The sequence below is a fragment of the Mycobacterium sp. 852014-52450_SCH5900713 genome, assembly GCF_001667075.1.
Taxonomy (GTDB): Bacteria; Actinomycetota; Actinomycetes; order Mycobacteriales; family Mycobacteriaceae; genus Mycobacterium.
This window is the reverse complement of record NZ_LZIL01000034.1, coordinates 22758-42404: the sequence shown is the minus strand read 5'-3', so window position 1 is coordinate 42404 and position 19647 is coordinate 22758. Positions and strand designations below refer to the sequence as shown.

General features: G+C 71.7%; 11 protein-coding genes and 1 pseudogene. All 12 read left to right on the top strand.

Annotated elements, in window-relative coordinates:
- The first annotated feature begins 70 nt into the window (after positions 1-70).
- Positions 71-1114 carry a phenylalanine--tRNA ligase subunit alpha gene (gene pheS, locus A5773_RS09030; protein WP_066953117.1) on the top strand — a complete coding sequence of 348 codons (1044 nt, stop codon included), beginning with the start codon at positions 71-73 and terminating at the stop codon, positions 1112-1114.
- A complete protein-coding gene (gene pheT / locus A5773_RS09025; RefSeq protein ID WP_066953115.1) occupies positions 1114-3609 on the top strand; it encodes a phenylalanine--tRNA ligase subunit beta in 2496 nt (831 codons plus the stop codon). The genes pheS and pheT overlap by 1 nt, the downstream gene beginning before the upstream one ends.
- Positions 3610-3649: 40 nt before the next feature.
- Positions 3650-4709: pseudogene (gene argC / locus A5773_RS09020) on the top strand (N-acetyl-gamma-glutamyl-phosphate reductase).
- Positions 4664-5914 carry a bifunctional glutamate N-acetyltransferase/amino-acid acetyltransferase ArgJ gene (gene argJ, locus A5773_RS09015; protein ID WP_067265036.1) on the top strand — a complete coding sequence of 417 codons (1251 nt, stop codon included), beginning with the start codon at positions 4664-4666 and terminating at the stop codon, positions 5912-5914. The pseudogene argC and the gene argJ overlap by 46 nt, the downstream one beginning before the upstream one ends.
- Positions 5911-6798: an acetylglutamate kinase gene (gene argB, locus A5773_RS09010; RefSeq protein ID WP_067790579.1), complete on the top strand. Its 888-nt coding sequence runs from the start codon at positions 5911-5913 to the stop codon at positions 6796-6798. Before argJ ends, argB begins: the two co-directional genes overlap by 4 nt.
- Positions 6795-7988, top strand: coding sequence for an acetylornithine transaminase (locus A5773_RS09005; protein WP_067790576.1), 1194 nt, complete (start codon positions 6795-6797; stop codon positions 7986-7988). The genes argB and A5773_RS09005 overlap by 4 nt, the downstream gene beginning before the upstream one ends.
- On the top strand, positions 7985-8911 hold the full coding sequence (gene argF / locus A5773_RS09000; RefSeq protein ID WP_067790575.1) for an ornithine carbamoyltransferase: 927 nt from the start codon (positions 7985-7987) through the stop codon (positions 8909-8911). Before A5773_RS09005 ends, argF begins: the two co-directional genes overlap by 4 nt.
- Positions 8908-9402: an arginine repressor gene (locus tag A5773_RS08995; protein WP_066953103.1), complete on the top strand. Its 495-nt coding sequence runs from the start codon at positions 8908-8910 to the stop codon at positions 9400-9402. Before argF ends, A5773_RS08995 begins: the two co-directional genes overlap by 4 nt.
- 16 nt (positions 9403-9418) lie before the next feature.
- Complete coding sequence (locus tag A5773_RS08990; protein WP_067790572.1) at positions 9419-10639, top strand: argininosuccinate synthase; 1221 nt, start codon at positions 9419-9421, stop codon at positions 10637-10639.
- Positions 10636-12054: an argininosuccinate lyase gene (gene argH, locus A5773_RS08985; protein ID WP_067790571.1), complete on the top strand. Its 1419-nt coding sequence runs from the start codon at positions 10636-10638 to the stop codon at positions 12052-12054. The genes A5773_RS08990 and argH overlap by 4 nt, the downstream gene beginning before the upstream one ends.
- A 108-nt stretch (positions 12055-12162) precedes the next feature.
- Positions 12163-13224 (top strand): type III polyketide synthase, encoded by a 1062-nt coding sequence (locus A5773_RS08980; protein WP_067790568.1) that lies wholly within the window; start codon positions 12163-12165, stop codon positions 13222-13224.
- A 51-nt stretch (positions 13225-13275) separates the two neighbouring features.
- On the top strand, positions 13276-19641 hold the full coding sequence (locus A5773_RS08975) for a type I polyketide synthase (RefSeq protein ID WP_066953094.1): 6366 nt from the start codon (positions 13276-13278) through the stop codon (positions 19639-19641).
- Positions 19642-19647: the final 6 nt, after the last annotated feature.

Here is a 19647-nt window from a genome sequence, read left to right as displayed (position 1 = left end):
ACTATGATCGGCACTTGCCGCTGGGCAAGCTTCTTTCCCAGCCCCTCATCAGCAAGGAGAGTGTCGCCGCGTGGGTGCTCAGCCCGTCGACCTGTCACCGGACGCCTTGGCCGCGGCGGTCGGCGCCGCCCGGGAGGCGATCGCGCGCGCCGGCGATCTGGACGCGCTGGCGCGCGTGAAGACCGAGCACCTCGGTGACCGCTCACCGCTGGCGCTGGCCCGCCAGGCGCTGGGCAGCGTCCCCAAGGACGAGCGGGCCGACGCCGGCAAGCGGGTCAATTCCGCGCGAACCGAAGTGCAGCGCAGCTACGACGATCGCCTGGCGGCACTGCGCGCCGAACGCGACGCGGCGGTGCTGGCCGCCGAGGGCATCGACGTCACGCTGCCGTCGAGCCGGCAGCCGATCGGCGCCCGGCACCCGATCACCCAGCTCGCCGACCACATCGCCGACACCTTCGTCGCGATGGGGTGGGAGCTGGCGGAGGGGCCGGAAGTCGAGACCGAGCAGTTCAACTTCGACGCCCTCAATTTCCCCGCGGACCACCCGGCGCGCAGCGAGCAGGACACCTTCTACATCGCGCCGGACGACTCCCGGCAGCTGCTGCGCACCCACACGTCGCCGGTGCAGGTGCGCACCCTGCTGGCCCACGAGCTGCCCGTCTACATCATCTCGATCGGCCGCACCTTCCGCACCGACGAGCTCGACGCCACCCACACTCCGGTCTTCCACCAGGTCGAGGGGCTGGCGGTGGACCGCGGTCTGTCCATGGCGCATCTGCGGGGCACCCTCGACGCGTTCGCCCGGGCCGAGTTCGGCCCGGAGGCGCGCACCCGGATCCGCCCGCACTTCTTCCCGTTCACCGAGCCCTCCGCCGAGGTCGACGTGTGGTTCGTCGGCAAGAAGGGCGGCGCCGGCTGGGTGGAGTGGGGCGGCTGCGGCATGGTGCACCCAAACGTGTTGCGGGCCGCGGGGATCGACCCGGACGTCTACTCCGGGTTCGCGTTCGGCATGGGCCTGGAACGCACCCTGCAGTTCCGCAACGGCATACCCGACATGCGCGACATGGTCGAGGGCGATGTCCGGTTCTCGCTGCCGTTCGGGGTGGGTGCCTGATGCGCATCCCCTACAGCTGGCTGCGGGAAGTGGTAGCGGCGGGCTCGCCGGGCTGGGACGTCGCCCCCGGCGATCTCGAGCAGACGCTGGTGCGCATCGGCCACGAGGTCGAGGAGGTCGTCACCCTCGGCCCGGTCGACGGACCGCTGACCGTGGGGCGGGTGACCAGCATCGAGGAGCTCACCGGCTTCAAGAAGCCGATCCGTGCCTGCCGGGTAGCGGTCGGCGACGGCGTGGAGCGCGACATCGTCTGCGGGGCAACGAATTTCGTTGTCGGTGATCTGGTGGTCGTGGCGTTGCCCGGCACCACGCTGCCGGGCGGGTTCGCCATCACGGCGCGCAAGACCTATGGCCGCGACTCGGACGGCATGATCTGCTCGGCGGCCGAACTCGGTTTGGGTGCCGACCATTCCGGGATCCTGGTGCTGCCGGCCGGCACGGCCGAACCGGGCGCCGACGGCGCCGCGGTGCTGGGATTGGACGATGTGGTCTTTCACCTGGCGATCACCCCCGACCGGGGCTACGGCATGTCGGTGCGCGGGCTGGCCCGCGAGATCGCCTGCGCCTACGACCTGAACTTCGTCGACCCGGCCGACGTCAAGCCGTTGCCGGCCGAAGGGGAGGCGTGGGCGCTCACGGTGGACGCCGAGACCGGCGTGCGCCGGTTCGCCCTGCGGCCCGTCACCGGCATCGACCCCGCGGCGGTGTCGCCGTGGTGGTTGCAACGGCGGCTGCTGCTGGCCGGTATCCGCGCGACGTCGCCGGCGGTGGACGTCACCAACTACGTGATGCTCGAACTCGGTCACCCCATGCACGCGCATGACTGCGACCGCATCTCCGGAGGCCTGGTCGTACGGTTCGCCCGGCCCGGCGAGACGGTAATCACCCTGGACGACGTCGAGCGCCGGCTCGATCCGGCCGACGTCCTGATCGTCGACGACCGGGCGACCGCGGCGATCGGCGGCGTGATGGGCGCGGCGAGCACCGAGGTGCGCGCCGACTCCACCGACGTACTGCTGGAGGCCGCCGTGTGGGACCCGGCGGCGGTATCGCGGACCCAGCGCCGGTTGCACCTGCCCAGCGAGGCCGCCCGGCGCTACGAGCGCGGGGTGGACCCGGCCATCTCGGTGGCCGCACTGGACCGCTGCGCGGCGCTGCTCGTCGAGATCGCCGGGGGAGCGGTGGCGGAGAAGCTGACCGATTGGCGGGGCGACCCCCCGACCGACGACTGGTCGCTCCCCCCGATCCGGATCCCCGCCGACCTGCCCGACCGCGTCGCCGGCGTGGCCTACCCGCCCGGCGCGACCGCGCGACGCCTGACGCAGATCGGGTGTCACGTGGCCCCGGAAGGTGGGGCCGGCGGGGCCTTGACGGTGACGCCGCCGAGCTGGCGACCCGACCTGTTGCAGCCCGCCGACCTCGTCGAGGAGGTGCTGCGGCTGGAGGGGCTGGAGGCCATCCCGTCGGTGCTGCCCGCGGCCCCGGCGGGCCCGGGCCTCACCGCGGGGCAGAAGCGTCGCCGCGCCATCGGCAGATCGCTCGCGGAATCGGGATACGTCGAGATCCTGCCGACGCCGTTCCTGCCCGCCGGCGTGTTCGACCTGTGGGGCCTGCCGGAGGACGACCCGCGACGCGCCACCACGCAGGTGCTCAACCCGCTGGAGGCCGACCGTCCGCACCTGGCCACCACGCTGCTGCCCGCGCTGCTGGAAGCGTTGGTGCGCAACGTATCCCGCGGGCTGGTGGACGTCGGGCTGTATGCCCTGGCGCAGGTGGTGCAACCGACCGAGCAGACCCGCGGCGTGCAGCCCATTCCCGTGCACCGCCGGCCGACCGACCATGAGATCGCCCTGCTGGACGCCTCGCTGCCCCGACAGCCGCAGCATGTCGCGGTGGTGCTGGCGGGCCTGCGCGAACGCCGCGGCCCCTGGGGGCCCGGCCGCCGGGCGGAAGCCGCCGACGCGTTCGACGCGGCGCGCATCATCGCCCGCGCCAGCGGCGTCGAGGTGAGCCTGCGGGCGGCCCAGTGCCTGCCCTGGCACCCGGGCCGGTGCGCCGAGGTGCTCGTCGGGGAGACCGTCGTCGGTCACGCCGGGCAACTGCACCCTGCCGTGATCGAGCGGTCCAACCTGCCGAAGGGCACCTGCGCCGTCGAACTGAACCTCGACGCGATCCCCATCGTCCAGGCGCTGCCGGCGCCCAGGGTGTCGCCGTTCCCGGCCGTCTTCCAGGACCTCAGCCTGGTGGTGCCCGCGCACGTGCCCGCCCAGGCCGTGGCCGACGCCGTCCGGGACGGCGCCGGCGAGCTGCTGGAAGACCTGCAACTTTTCGACGTCTTCACCGGCCCGCAGCTCGGGGATGACCGCAAATCGCTGACCTTCGCCCTGCGTTTCCGTGCCCCGGACCGCACGCTGACCGAGGACGACGCCAGCGCGGCCCGCGATGCCGCGGTGCGACGCGCCGCCGAGGCCGTCGGCGCCGAACTGCGCGGCTAGCGACCCGCGTTGGAATGGATTTGCAAAGCAATGCATAACCATGCAGAATCGGCTGAATGGCCGACGTATTGAGGGTGGCGATCGCCGGGGCCAGCGGTTATGCGGGCGGTGAGATCCTGCGGCTGTTGCTCGGGCATCCGGCCTACGCCGACGGGCGCCTCGCCATCGGTTCGCTGACCGCCGCGACCAGCGCCGGCAGCACGCTCGGCGAGCACCATCCGCACCTGACGCCGTTGGCCCAGCGGGTGGTCGAGCCCACCGAACTCACCGTGCTGGCCGGCCACGACGTGGTGTTCCTGGCTCTGCCGCACGGGCATTCGGCGGCGCTGGCCGATCAACTCGGTCCCGACACCCTGATCATCGACTGCGGCGCCGACTTCCGGCTCACCGACGCCGGCGCCTGGGAACGGTTCTACGGCTCCCCGCACGCCGGCAGCTGGCCGTACGGGCTGCCCGAACTGCCCGGCGCGCGGGAGCGGTTGTGCGGGGCGCGCCGCATCGCCGTCCCGGGTTGCTACCCGACCGCGGCGCTGCTGGCGTTGCTGCCCGCGATGGCCGAGGACCTGATCGAGCCCGCGGTCACGGTGGTCGCCGTCAGCGGCACCTCCGGGGCCGGCCGCGCCGCCAAGACCGATCTGCTCGGCTCCGAGGTCATCGGATCCGCGCGGGCCTACAACATCGCGGGTGCCCACCGGCACACCCCCGAGATCGCCCAAGGCCTGCGCGCCGTCACCGACCGCGACGTCACGGTGTCGTTCACCCCGGTGCTGATCCCGACCTCGCGCGGCATCCTGGCCACCTGCACCGCGCGTACCCGTACCCCGCTGTCGCAGTTGCGGGCCGCCTACGAAAAGGCTTACGACGCTGAACCTTTCATTCACCTTCTGCCCGAGGGCCAGCTGCCCCGCACCGGATCGGTGATCGGCAGCAACGCGGCGCACCTGGCCGTGGCGGTAGACGAGGCCGCGGGGACGTTCGTGGCAATCGCCGCCATCGACAACCTGGTCAAGGGCACGGGCGGCGCGGCGGTGCAGTCGATGAATCTGGCGCTGGGATGGCCGGAGACGCAAGGCCTTTCGGTGGTCGGGGTCGCACCGTGACCCGCATCGAGGCGCGCCTGGTGCGCGAACAGGGCGTCACCGCGCCGGCCGGGTTCCGGGCCGCCGGTATCGCCGCCGGCATCAAGGCGTCGGGCAACCGCGACCTGGCCCTGGTTTTCAGCGAGGGGCCCGACTACGCGGCGGCCGGCGTGTTCACCCGCAACAAGGTCAAGGCCGCGCCGGTGCTGTGGACCCAGCAGGTGCTGACCACCGGGGCGCTGCGCGCGGTGATTCTCAACTCCGGCGGTGCCAACGCCTGCACCGGCCCGGGCGGCTTCCAGGACGCCCACGCCACCGCCGAGGCGGTCGCGGCCGCGTTGTCCGACTGGGGCACCGAGACCGGCGCCGTTGAGGTCGCGGTCTGCTCCACCGGGCTGATCGGCGACCGGCTCCCGATGGACAAGGTGTTCGCTGGGGTGCGGACCATCGTGCAGGACATGGCCGGCGGGCTCAGCGGGGGCGACGAGGCGGCCCGCGCGATCATGACGACCGACACGGTGCCGAAACAGGTTGCGCTGCACCACCCGGGCAACTGGACGGTCGGCGGGATGGCCAAGGGTGCGGGGATGCTGGCGCCGTCGCTGGCCACCATGCTCTGCGTGCTCACCACCGACGCGGCCGCCGAACCGGCCGCGCTCGACCGCGCGCTGCGCCGCGCCGCCGCGCGCACCTTCGACCGGCTCGACATCGACGGCAGCTGTTCGACCAACGACACGGTGCTATTGCTGGCCTCCGGGGCGAGCGGGATCGCCCCCGCGCAGGCCGATCTCGACGACGCCGTGCTGCGGGTGTGCGACGACCTGTGCGCGCAGCTGCAGGCCGACGCCGAGGGGGTCACCAAGCGCGTCACCGTCACCATCACCGGGGCCTCCTCCGAGGATGAGGCGCTGACCGCCGCCCGGGTGATCGCCCGCGACAGCCTGGTCAAGACCGCGGTGTTCGGGTCCGACCCGAACTGGGGCCGCGTGCTGGCCGCCGTCGGCATGGCGCCGGTCACGCTCGATCCGGATCGGATCCGGGTGTCGTTCAACGGCTTTGCCGTGTGCGTCGACGGGGTCGGGGCGCCGGGCGCGCGCGAGGTGGACCTGTCCGGCGCGGACATCGACATCACCGTCGACCTGGGCGTGGGTGACGGCTCCGCGGCCGTGCGCACCACCGACCTGTCGCACGCCTACGTCGAAGAGAACTCGGCATACAGCTCATGACCATCAACACGCAACAGCTGCCGACCGCGGTCAAAGCGCAGGTGCTGGCCGAAGCGCTGCCCTGGCTCAAGCAGCTGTACGGCAAGATCGTCGTCATCAAGTACGGCGGCAACGCCATGACCGACGACACGTTGCGGCACGCCTTCGCCGCCGACATGGCCTTCCTGCGCAACTGCGGCGTCCACCCCGTCGTCGTGCACGGCGGCGGCCCGCAGATCACCGCCATGCTGCGGCGCCTCGGCATCGCGGGCGACTTCAAGGGCGGGTTCCGGGTCACCACACCCGAAGTGCTCGACGTGGCGCGGATGGTGCTGTTCGGCCAGGTGGGCCGCGAACTGGTCAACCTGATCAACGCGCATGGCCCCTACGCCGTCGGCATCACCGGCGAGGATGCGCAACTGTTCACGGCCGTGCGGCGCAGCGTCACCGTGGACGGCGTGGTGACCGACATCGGCCTGGTCGGGGACGTCGAGCGGGTCAACACCGCCGCCGTGCTGGATCTCATTGCGGCGGGCCGTATTCCGGTGGTGTCGACCCTTGCCCCGGACGCCGGGGGTGTGGTGCACAACATCAACGCCGACACCGCCGCGGCTGCACTCGCCGAGGCCCTGCGGGCCCAAAAGCTGTTGATGCTCACCGATGTCGAGGGTCTCTACACCAGCTGGCCGGACCGCGAATCGCTGGTCAGCGAAATCGACACCGCCACACTCGCGCAACTGCTACCCACGCTGGAGGCGGGCATGATTCCCAAGGTCGAAGCGTGCCTGCGGGCCGTGACAGCGGGCGTGCCGAGCGCGCACGTGATCGACGGCAGGGTCGAACACTGCGTGCTGGTGGAGCTTTTCACCGATGCGGGCACCGGCACCAAGGTGGTGAGCCAATGAGTGAATCCGAAGCGATAAAGCAGCGCTGGGAAGCCGTGATGATGAACAACTACGGCACCCCGCCGCTGGCGCTGGCCAGCGGGGACGGCGTCGTGGTCACCGACGTGGACGGCAACACATACCTGGACCTGCTCGGCGGCATCGCGGTCAACGTCCTCGGCCATCGCCATCCCGCGGTCATCGAGGCCGTCACGCGGCAGATGGCGACGCTGGGTCACACCTCCAACCTGTATGCGAGCGAACCGGGCATCGCGCTGGCCGAGGAGCTGGCGGCGCTGCTGGGCTCCGACAAGACCGACGCGCCGACGCGGGTGTTCTTCTGCAACTCGGGAACCGAGGCCAACGAGGTGGCGTTCAAGCTGTCGCGGCTGACCGGACGCACCAAACTCGTTGCCGCGCAGGGCGGTTTCCACGGCCGCACCATGGGCGCGCTGGCGCTGACCGGTCAGCCGAGCAAGCGGGCGCCGTTCGAGCCGCTGCCGGGTTACGTCACGCACGTGCCCTACGGCGACGCGGAGGCGCTGGCGGCCGCGGTCGACGACGCCACCGCCGCGGTGTTCCTCGAACCGATCATGGGGGAGGGCGGCGTCGTCGTCCCGCCCGAGGGCTATCTGACCGCCGCGCGCGAGATCACCGCGCGGCACGGCGCGCTGCTGGTCCTGGACGAGGTGCAGACCGGGATGGGCCGCACCGGAGCGTTTTTCGCTCATCAGCACGACGGCATCACCCCGGACGTCGTGACCATGGCCAAGGGGCTGGGCGGCGGGCTGCCCATCGGCGCGTGCCTGGCCGTCGGGCGGGCCGCGGACCTGATGGCGCCCGGCCTGCATGGCAGCACATTCGGCGGCAACCCGGTCTGCGCGGCGGCGGCGCGGGCGGTGCTGCGGGTGATCGCCGACGAGGACCTGGTCCGGCACGCCGACGTGCTGGGCAAGTCGGTGCGCCACGGCATCGAATCCCTGAACCACCCGATGATCGACCACGTGCGCGGACGTGGCCTGCTGCAAGGCATGGTGCTGACCGCGCCACGCGCCAAGGAAGCCGAAAATGCCGCGCGGGCAGCCGGTTTCCTGGTCAACGCCGCCGCACCCGACGTCATCCGGCTGGCACCACCGCTGATCGTCACCGAAGCCCAGCTCGACAGTTTCGTCGCTGCGCTGCCGGGCATCCTGGACAGGCTCGCTGAATGATCCGGCACTTTCTGCGCGACGACGACCTGTCGCCCCAGGAGCAGGCCGAGGTGCTGCAGCTGGCCGCCGACCTGAAGAAGGACCCGTTCAGCTGCCGGCCACTGGAGGGGCCCCGCGGCGTCGCGGTGCTCTTCGACAAGAACTCCACCCGCACCCGGTTCTCCTTCGAGGTGGGCATCGCCCAGCTCGGCGGGCACGCCGTCGTCGTCGACGCCCGCAGCACGCAGCTGGGCCGCGACGAGACGCTGGGCGACACCGCGCGGGTGCTGTCCCGTTACGTCGAGGCCATCGTGTGGCGGACGTTCGAGCAGGACCGGCTCGAGGCCATGGCCGAGGCGGCCACCGTGCCGGTGATCAACGCGCTCTCCGACGAGTTCCACCCCTGCCAGGTGCTCGCCGACCTGCAGACCATCGCCGAACGCAAGGGATCGCTTGCCGGACTGCGGATGTCCTACTTCGGCGACGGCGCCAACAACATGGCCCACTCGCTCCTGCTCGGCGGCGTGACCGCCGGTATGCACGTCACCATCGCCGCGCCGGACGGCTTCGCCCCCGCCCCCTCGTTCACGGCGGCGGCGCGCGAGCGCGCCGAAACCACCGGCGGCTCGGTCACCCTCACCACGGACGCCGACGCGGCCGCGGCCGGTGCCGACGTCCTGGTGACCGACACGTGGACGTCGATGGGGCAGGAAGACGACGGCCTGGACCGCCTAACCCCGTTCCGGCCCTTCCAGGTCAACCAGCGGCTGCTGGGCCTGGCCGACCCGGAAGCCATTGTGCTGCACTGCCTTCCGGCGCACCGCGGTGCCGAGATCACCGACGAGGTGATGGACGGGCCGGCCAGCGTGGTGTGGGACGAGGCCGAGAACCGGCTGCACGCCCAGAAGGCGCTGCTGGTGTGGCTGCTGGAGCGGCGCTCATGACCCGTAGCAAGACCACCCCCGAGACCACCCGGGCCGGCCGGCAGGACCGCATCGTGGCGATCCTGTCGTCGGCGTCGATCAGCAGCCAGAGCGAACTGGCGGCCCGGCTGGCCGACGAGGGCATCGAGGTCACCCAGGCCACGCTGTCGCGCGACCTGGAGGAGCTGGGCGCGGTGAAGCTGCGCGGCGCCGACGGCGGCGTGGGCGTCTACATCGTTCCCGAGGACGGCAGCCCGGTGCGCGGCGTCTCCGGCGGCACCGCTCGGCTGTCCCGGTTGCTGAGTGAACTCCTGGTCTCCGCCGACGCCAGCGCCAATCTCGCGGTGCTGCGCACCCCGCCTGGCGGCGCCAACTATTTGGCCAGCGCGATCGACCGCGCGGCGTTACCGTACGTCGTCGGCACCATCGCCGGCGACGACACGGTCTTCGTGGCCGCCCGAGAGCCGATGACCGGCGCCGAGCTGGCCCGCACCCTGGAAGAGCTCACCTAAAAAAGGAGATTGGTTCATGTCAGATCGCGTCATTCTGGCGTATTCCGGCGGTCTGGACACCTCGGTCGCGATCAGCTGGATCGGCAAGGAGACCGGCCGCGAGGTGGTGGCGGTGGCGATTGACCTCGGCCAGGGCGGCGAGGACATGGAGGTCGTCCGCCAGCGGGCCCTGGACTGCGGCGCGGTGGAGGCTGTCGTCGTCGACGCCCGCGACGAGTTCGCCGAGGGATTCTGCCTGCCCACCATCATGAACAACGCGCTGTACATGGACCGCTACCCGCTGGTGTCGGCCATCAGCCGGCCGCTGATCGCCAAGCACCTGGTGGCTGCCGCCCGCGAGCACGGCGGCAGCATCGTCGCGCACGGTTGCACCGGCAAGGGCAACGACCAGGTCCGGTTCGAGGTCGGATTCGCTTCGCTGGCACCGGATTTGGAGGTGCTGGCGCCGGTCCGCGACTACGCGTGGACGCGGGAGAAGGCGATCGCGTTCGCCGAGGAGAACGCGATCCCGATCAACGTGTCCAAACGCTCGCCGTTCTCCATCGACCAGAACGTGTGGGGCCGCGCGGTGGAAACCGGTTTCCTGGAACACCTTTGGAACGCGCCCACCAAAGACATCTACGCCTACACCGAAGACCCCACCATCAACTGGAACACCCCCGACGAGGTGATCGTCGGGTTCGAGCGCGGGGTCCCGGTGTCCATCGACGGCAAGGGCGTGTCCGTGCTGGCCGCCATCGAGGAGCTCAACCGCCGCGCCGGTAGCCAGGGGGTGGGGCGGCTCGACGTGGTGGAGGACCGGCTGGTGGGCATCAAGAGCCGTGAGATCTACGAGGCCCCCGGCGCGATGGTGCTCATCACCGCCCATACCGAACTCGAGCACGTCACGCTGGAGCGCGAATTGGGCCGGTTCAAGCGGCAAACCGACCAGCGCTGGGCCGAGCTGGTCTACGACGGGCTCTGGTACTCGCCGCTGAAGACCGCGCTGGAAGCGTTCGTCGCCAAGACCCAGGAGCACGTCACGGGCGAGATCCGAATGGTGTTGCACGGCGGCCACATCGCCGTCAACGGCAGGCGCAGCGCGCAGTCGCTCTACGACTTCAACCTGGCCACCTACGACGAGGGCGACAGCTTCGACCAGTCGGCCGCCAAGGGCTTCGTCTATGTGCACGGGCTGTCGTCCAAGATCGCGTCCCGCCGGGACCTGGCGGCCAACCAAGGGGCCACTGAAACGTGAGCACGCGCGAGGGCTCGCTGTGGGGCGGGCGGTTCGCCGACGGCCCGTCGGACGCGCTGGCCGCCCTGAGCAAGTCCACCCACTTCGACTGGGTGCTGGCCCCCTACGACATCGTCGCCTCACGGGCCCACACCGTGATCCTGTTTCACGCCGGACTGCTTGATGAGGAGCAGCGCGACGGGCTGCTGGCCGGCCTGGACAGCCTCGCCGAGGACGTGGCCGACGGCAGTTTCACCCCGCTGGTGACCGACGAGGACGTGCATGCCGCGCTGGAGCGCGGGCTGATCGACCGGGTCGGCCCCGACCTGGGCGGCCGACTGCGGGCCGGGCGCTCGCGTAACGACCAGGTGGCCACCCTGTTCCGGATGTGGCTGCGCGACGCGGTGCGCCGGGTCGCGGCCGGGGCGCTGGAGCTCGTGGCCGCGCTGGCGGGCCAGGCCGCCGAGCACCCGAGCGCGATCATGCCGGGCAAGACGCACCTGCAGTCCGCGCAGCCGGTCCTGCTGGCCCACCACCTGCTCGCGCACGCGCACCCGCTGCTGCGCGACGTCGACCGCATCGTCGACTTCGACCGGCGCGCCGCGGTGTCCCCGTACGGCTCGGGGGCGCTGGCCGGCTCGTCGCTGGGACTGGACCCGGACGCCATCGCCGCCAAGCTGGGTTTCGCGGCGGCCGCCGACAATTCCATCGATGCGACCGCCGCCCGGGATTTCGCCGCCGAGGCCGCGTTCATCTTCGCGATGATCGCCGTGGACACCTCGCGGCTGGCCGAGGACATCATCCTGTGGAGTTCGACGGAGTTCGGCTACGTCAGGTTGCACGATTCCTGGTCCACCGGCAGCTCGATCATGCCGCAGAAGAAGAACCCGGACATCGCCGAGCTGGCCCGCGGCAAGTCCGGGCGGCTGATCGGCAACCTGGCCGGGCTGCTGGCGACCCTGAAGGCCCAGCCGCTGGCCTACAACCGCGACCTGCAGGAGGACAAGGAGCCGGTGTTCGACTCGGTCGCCCAGCTGGAGCTGGTGCTGCCGGCGATGGCCGGCTTGGTGGCCAGCCTGTCGTTCGACGTCGAGCGGATGGCGGCCCTGGCCCCGGCGGGCTACACGCTGGCCACCGACATCGCCGAATGGCTGGTGCGGCGGGGCGTGCCGTTCCGGGCCGCGCACGAGGCCGCCGGGGCCGCCGTGCGCGCCGCCGAGGGCCGCTCCGTCGGGCTCGACGAGCTGACCGACGACGAGCTGGCCGCGATCAGCCCCGAGCTGACACCGCAGGTCCGTGAGGTATTGACGATCGAGGGCTCGGTGTCGTCGCGCGACCGGCGGGGCGGCACCGCGCCGGTTCGGGTCGCCGAGCAGCTCGAAGCCGTCCTGGCCGAGTCCGAGGAGCTCAAAGCGCGGCTCGGCGGCAGGGAATGAAGGACTTTGGTTTCTGTGCCGGGCGGTGGCATGCCGACTAAACTGCCCGCAGGAAGTGATCCGGGTGAACATTTCGGCCCTGATCTTCGTTGTCAAGGGGTGGGTCCATTGAGCGTCGTCGCGGGCGTCTCCGGCGCTCTGCCGCCGTATCGCTACTCCCAGCGCGAGCTCACCGACTTCTTCGTCAGCGTCCCGGAGTTCGAGGGCTACGAGGACATCGTCCGGCAGTTGCACGCCAGCGCGAAGGTCAACAGCCGGCACCTGGTATTGCCGCTGGAGCGATATCCCAGCCTGACCGACTTCGGCCTGGCCAACCGGATCTTCATCGAAAACGCGGTGAACCTGGGCTGCGAGGCCCTCTCGGGCGCGCTCGACGAGGCCGGCCTGCGGCCGCAGGACCTGGACGTGCTGATCACCACGACGGTCACCGGCCTCGCCGTACCCTCCCTGGACGCCCGGATCGCCGGGCGCCTGGGGCTGCGCGAGGACGTGCGCCGGGTGCCGCTGTTCGGCCTGGGCTGTGTGGCCGGGGCCGCGGGCGTGGCCCGGCTGAACGACTACCTGCGGGGGGCGCCCGACGCCGCCGCGGCCCTCATCTCGGTCGAGCTCTGCTCGCTCACCTATCCCGGCTACAAGCCGACGCTGCAGGGCATGGTCGGCAGCGCGCTGTTCGCCGACGGGGCCGGCGCCGCGGTCGCCGTCGGCGAGCGGCGCGCCGAACAGGTGGGCGCCGCCGGGCCCGCCATCCTCGACTCGCGCAGCACGCTCTATCCCGATTCCCTGCGGACCATGGGCTACGACGTCGGCGCCGCCGGGTTCGAGCTCGTGCTGGCCAAGGACCTGGCGCAGGTGGTCGAGGAGCACATCGAGCGGGACGTCACGGGGTTCCTCGGTGCGCACGGGCTGACGACGACCGACATCGGGGCCTGGGTGAGCCATCCCGGCGGTCCGAAGATCATCGACGCGATCAACGCGAGCCTGAGCCTGCCGCCGGACGCCCTGGAACTGACGTGGCGTTCGCTGGGTGAGATCGGCAATCTCTCGTCGGCGTCGGTGCTGCACGTGTTGCGGGACACCCGGGCCAAGCCGCCACCCAGCGGGAGCCCCGGCTTGATGATCGCGATGGGTCCGGGATTCTGTTCCGAACTCGTGTTGTTGCGCTGGCACTGAGCTAAGGCATCGCCTCTTGTACCCCGTGTTTTCTCGCTTAGGCCGTGTCCCGTGAGCAGCAACCCCGAGGACCTCGTCCGGGCACTCCGCGCATCGCTGAAGGAAAACGAGCGGCTGAAGCGCGAGGCCCGCGAATACCTTGCCGCGGCAACCGAACCCGTGGCGGTGGTCGGGATGGGTTGCCGGTATCCCGGGGGTGTGGATTCCCCGGAGGCCCTGTGGCAGATGGTTGTCGAGGGCCGCGATGTGGTCTCCGATTTCCCCGCGGACCGCGGCTGGAACCTGTCGGGCCTGTTCGATCCCGACCCCGACACGGTGGGGAAGTCCTACGCCCGGTGCGGCGGCTTTCTGGCCGACGTGGCCGACTTCGACGCCGCGTTCTTCGGCATCGCGCCCAGCGAGGCGCTGGCGATGGACCCTCAGCAACGCTTGTTGTTGGAGGTGTCCTGGGAGGCGTTGGAGCGGGCCGGGATTGACCCCGCCGACCTGCGGGGCTCGGCGACGGGCGTGTTCGCCGGCATCTTCCACGGCTCGTACGGCGGCCAGGGGCGGGTGCCGGGACACCTGGAGCGCTACGGCCTACGCGGGTCGACGCTGAGCGTGGCCTCGGGCCGGGTGGCCTACGCGCTGGGTTTGGAAGGTCCGGCCGTTTCGGTCGACACGGCCTGTTCGTCGTCGTTGGTGGCCATGCATCTGGCGGCCCGGTCGCTGCGCGCCGGCGAATGTGACCTGGCGCTGGCCGGCGGCGTGACGGTGATGGCGACGCCGGCGATGTTCATCGAGTTCAGCCGGCAGCGGGCGCTGGCCCCCGACGGGCGGTGCAAGGCCTACGCGGGCGCCGCCGACGGGACGGGTTTCTCCGAAGGCGTCGGCGTGCTGGTGCTGGAAAGGCTTTCCGACGCGCGTCGTTCGGGGCATCCGGTGCTGGCGCTGCTGCGCGGGTCGGCGGTCAATCAGGACGGCGCCTCGAACGGGCTGGCGACGCCCAACGGGCCGTCGCAGCAGCGGGTGATCCGCGCCGCGCTGGCCGATGCGCGGCTGCGCACGGCCGATGTGGATCTGGTGGAGGGGCACGGCACGGGCACCACCCTCGGGGATCCGATTGAGGCGCAAGCGGTTCTGGCGACGTATGGGCAGGACCGGCCGGCGGACCGGCCGCTGTGGCTGGGGTCGATCAAGTCCAACATGGGCCACACCTCGGCGGCCGCGGGCGCGGGCGGCGTGATCAAGATGGTGCAGGCGATCCGACACGGCGTGATGCCCAAGACGTTGCACGTGGATGTGCCCACGCCGCATGTGGATTGGTCGGCGGGGGCGGTGTCGCTGCTGACCGAGGCGCGGGAGTGGCCGGCGCAGGACCGGCCGCGCCGCGCGGGGGTGTCGTCGTTCGGGATCAGCGGCACCAACGCCCACGTCATCGTGGAGCAGCCGCCGCTGGAGTCCCCCGCACCCGCGGGTGATGACGCGCCGGCGCCGTGGGTGCTGTCGGCCCGGTCGGCCGACGCCCTGGCCAACCAGGCGGCCCGGCTCCTGGCGCGGGTGAGCGGCGACCCGGATCTGCGGACGGTCGATGTGGCGTGGTCGCTGGTTTCGACGCGGTCGTTGTTCGAGCACCGGGCCGTGCTGGTGGGCGCGGACCGCGAGCGCCTGCTGGCGGAGCTGGCCGGGGTGGCCGCCGGCGCACCGGGCGCGGGCGCGGTCGTGGGCCGGGCGCAGCCGGTGGGCAAGGCGGTGTTCGTGTTTCCCGGGCAGGGCTCGCAATGGCTCGGCATGGGAGCCGAATTGCTGGACAGTTCACCGGTTTTCGCCGAACACCTGCAGCGCTGCGAGAAGGCGCTCGCCGAACACGTTGAGTGGTCGTTGGTCGACGTTCTCCGCGGGGCGCCGGGTGCGCCCGGGTTGGACCGGGTGGACGTGGTGCAGCCGGCGCTGTGGGCGGTGATGGTGTCGCTGGCCGAGCTGTGGCGCTCGGTGGGTGTGGTCCCCGACGCGGTGATCGGTCATTCGCAGGGCGAGATCGCGGCGGCCTACGTGGCGGGTGCGCTTTCGCTGGAGGACGCAGCCCGGGTGGTGGCGCTGCGGAGCCGGCTCCTGGTGGGGTTGTCGGGTGCGGGCGGCATGGTGTCGCTGGCCTGCGGCCTGGCCCGCGCCGAGGAATTGATCGCCGAGTGGGGCGATCGGCTGAATGTCGCTGCCGTCAACGGTGTTTCCGCGGTGGTGGTGTCCGGCGAGGTGGACGCGCTCGACGAGTTGATGCGGCACTGCGAGGCCGGCGGCGTGCGCGCCCGCAGGATCGACGTCGACTACGCCTCCCACTCCCGGCACGTCGACGCGATCCGCGCGGAGTTGGCCGGGGCGCTGGCCGGCATCGCGCCGCGGTCGTCCCCGGTCACCCTGTTCTCCACCGTGACCGGTGACCCGCTGGACACCGCGGGCCTGGACGCGGACTACTGGTACCGGAGCATCCGGCAACCGGTCCAGTTCGAACGGGCGGTGCGCAATGCGTGCGACGCCGGGTATGGCGTGTTCGTCGAATGCAGCCCACACCCCGTGCTGCTCGCCGCCGTCGAGGAGACGGTGGCCGATTGCGGCAGCGACGCGTTCGTGGTCCCGTCACTGGGCCGCGACGACGGTTCGCTGCAACGGTTTTGGCTCTCTGCGGGCCAGGCCCACGTGGCCGGAGTGCCGGTGGACTGGCGGGCCGACATTGCCGGTCTCGGCGGACGGCGCGTGGACTTGCCGACGTACGGGTTTGTGCGGCAGCGATTTTGGCTACCGGGGGGATCGACGGGTTCGGGCGACGTGGCCACCCTGGGGCTGGCCGGCGCGCGGCACGCCCTGCTGGGCGCGGTGGTGCAGCGGCCCGATTCCGGTGGGGTGGTCCTGACGGGCCGGCTGTCGACGGCCGCGCAGCCGTGGCTGGCCGACCACGCGGTGGGCGGCACGGTGTTGTTCCCCGGTGCGGGATTCGTGGAACTGGCCATCCGCGCCGCCGACGAGGTCGGTTGTGCGGCGCTCGAGGAGCTGACGTTGTCGGCCCCGCTGGTGTTGCCGGCGGCGGACGGCGTGCAGGTGCAGGTGGTTGTCGGCGCCGCCGCCGAATCGGGGCAGCGCGAGCTGTCGGTGTATTCGGCCGGCGCCCAGTCGGACTGGGTGCTGCACGCCCAGGGCCTGGTGCGCCCCGCGGCGGTGCCACCGGCCGGGGATCTGTCGATGTGGCCGCCGGTGGGGGCGACGCCGCTGGACGTGGCCGACGCGTACGCGCGGCTCGCGGAGCGGGGCTACGAGTATGGCCGGGCCTTCCGCGGGCTGCGGGCGGCGTGGCGTCGGGGCGACGAGATCTTCGCCGACGTCGCGCTGCCGGACGACGCAGGCGCGCAAGACGGTGGCTTCGGCATCCACCCGGTGTTGTTGGACTCCGCGCTGCACGCGCTCGGTGTCGCCGCCGGGCAGGGCCAGACCGTGTTGCCGTTCTCCTGGCAAGGGGTGTCGTTGCACGCGTCGGGCGCATCGCGGGCGCGGGTCCGGCTGGCGCCCACCGGCGCCGGAGCGGTGTCGGTGGAATTGGCCGACGGCGCCGGGCGGCCGGTGTTGTCGGTGCGCTCGTTGGCGATGCGCCCCGTCTCGGCCGAGCAGCTGTCGCTCGCGACCGCGCCCGCCGAGGGGTTGTTCGAGGTGGCGTGGTCACCGATAGCGTTGACCGGCAACGACATCGATCACGACGCCACGCTGTGGGAGTCGGGCACCCACGGCGGCGATATGGTGCGGTCGGTGCACGCGGCCACCACCGAGGCGTTGGGCGAGCTGCAATCGTGGTTGCGGGACGAGGGGTCCGGGACGCTGGCGGTGCAGACCCACGGGGCGGTCGCGCTCGCCGGTGAGGACGTCGCGGACCTGGCCGGTGCGGCGGTGTGGGGGCTGGTGCGGTCGGCCCAGGCCGAGCATCCGGGCCGGGTGGTGCTCATCGACTCCGACGGATCGTTGGACACCCGCGCGGTGATCGGCTGCGGCGAACCGCAATTGGCGATCCGCGCGGGTGTGGCCTACGCCGCCCGGATGCGGCCGGCGCGGCGGGGAGCGGTGCTTCGGCTGCCGTCGGGCGGCTGGCGCCTCGACGCCGGCGGCGGGGGCACGCTGGAGGACCTGGTGGTCAGCCCGTGCCCACGGGTGGAACTGGAGGCCGGGCAGGTCCGCGTGGCGGTGGCCGCGGTCGGGGTGAACTTCCGGGATGTGTTGGTGGCCTTGGGCATGTATCCCGGCGGCGGACGGTTGGGGGCCGAGGGCGCAGGCGTGGTCGTCGAGGTCGGCCCCGGCGTGACGGGGCTGACGGTCGGCGATGCGGTGATGGGGCTGCTGAGGGTGGTCGGTTCCGAGGCGGTGGTGGATCAGCGGTTGGTCACGCGGGTACCCGAGGGCTGGTCGCTGGTCACGGCCGCGGGAGTGCCGGTGGTGTTCCTCACCGCGCTCTACGGGTTGTCGGTATTGGCCGGGCTGCGCGCCGGCGAGCGGGTGCTCGTGCACGCCGCCACCGGGGGCGTGGGCATGGCCGCGGTCCAGCTGGCGCGGCACTGGGGCGCCGAAGTCTTCGCCACCGCGAGCCGCGGCAAGTGGGACACCCTGCGCGCGATGGGATTCGACGAGGACCACATCGGCGATTCGCGGACGCTGGATTTCGAGGAGAAGTTTTCGTCGGCCACCGGCGGCGCCGGGGTCGACGTGGTGCTCAACTCCCTGGCCGGTGAGTTCACCGACGCGTCGCTGCGGCTGCTGGCCCCCGGTGGGCGGTTCATCGAGATGGGCAAGACCGACGTCCGCGATCCGGACGTCATCGCCGAGCGATATCGGGGCGCGCGGTATTGCGCCTTCGACTTGTTGGAGGCCGGCGCCGACCGCACCGCGGCGATGCTGACGCAGATCGTCGGGCTGCTGCGGGATGGCGCCTTGACGCCGTTGCCGCTCAAGACCTTTGATGTGCGATGCGCCTCGGCGGCGTATCGGTTCGTCAGCCAGGCCCGCCACGTCGGCAAGGTCGCGCTGACCATTCCGTCGGGGCCCGGCGCGGTGCTGAGCGGGTGTGGCGGGCTGGCCGGGGGCAGCGTCGTGATCACCGGTGGCACCGGGATGGCCGGCTCGGCTCTCGCCCATCACCTCGTCCACCGCTATCGCGTCGCCCATGTAGTCCTGGCCAGCCGCGCCGGCGCTGAGGCCGCCGGGGTGGCAGAGCTGGTGGATGGCCTGCAGGAGGCCGGCGCCCGGGTGTCGGTGGTGGCGTGCGACGTCTCCGACCGCGACGCGGTCGCGGCGATGCTGGCGCAGATACCGGCGCAGTATCCGCTGCGCGGTGTGGTGCACGCTGCCGGCATCCTCGACGACGGGCTGGTCTTGTCACTGACCCCGGACCGGGTGGACGCGGTGCTGCGGGCGAAGGTGGACGGGGCCTGGCACCTGCACGAGCTGACTCGGGAGCTGGATCTGTCAGCGTTCGTGGTGTTTTCGTCGATGGCCGGCATCGTCGGCACCCCGGGCCAGGCCAATTACGCGGCGGCCAACAGTTTCCTCGACGGGCTGGTCGCGTATCGGCGATCGCACGGGCTTTCGGGCCTGTCGCTGGCGTGGGGCCTGTGGGAGCAGGCCTCGGCGATGACGGCACACCTCGGCGAGCGCGACAAGGCCCGGATGAGCAGGCTCGGCATCGCACCACTGTCCACCGAGCAGGCGCTGGAGTCGTTCGACGCCGCCATGCTGGTCGACGCGCCGGTGCTGATGGCCGCCCGGGTGGATCGGGTTGCCTTGTCCGACAACGCCGCCGCGCTGCCCCCGCTGCTGAGCGAGCTGGCCGCCCGCACCACCCGGCGCGTCATCGACGACGCCGATGCGACCGCCCTGATGACGGGTCTCACCGCGCGCCTGCACGGCCTGACCCCCGACGCGCGCCAGCGCGAGCTGATCGACCTCGTCTGCGGCAACGCGGCGACCGTGCTGGGCTTGCCCAACCCCGCCGACATCAACCCCGGGCGCGCATTCGGTGACCTGGGCTTCGATTCGCTCACCGCCGTCGAACTGCGCAACCGGCTGAAAACGGCCACCGGACTGACGCTTTCGCCCACGCTGATCTTCGACTACCCGACGCCGGCGGCGCTGGCCGCGCACCTGGGCACCCAGCTGGCCGGCGCGGGGGCGAGCGACCAGCCGGACCTGATGGCCCGCTTCACCGACATCACCCGGGAATTGCAGGCGCTACTCAGCCAGCCCGACTGGGCCGCAGGCGACAAATCGGCGCTGCGTGCCCGCCTGCACAGCCTCCTCGCGGCCCTGGGGCCCGCCGACCACCCCGCCCCCGAGGGCCTCGACGCCGACCTCGATGCCGCCACCGAAAGCGAACTCTTTGCCATCCTCGACGAAGAACTCGGCAACTGAGACCAC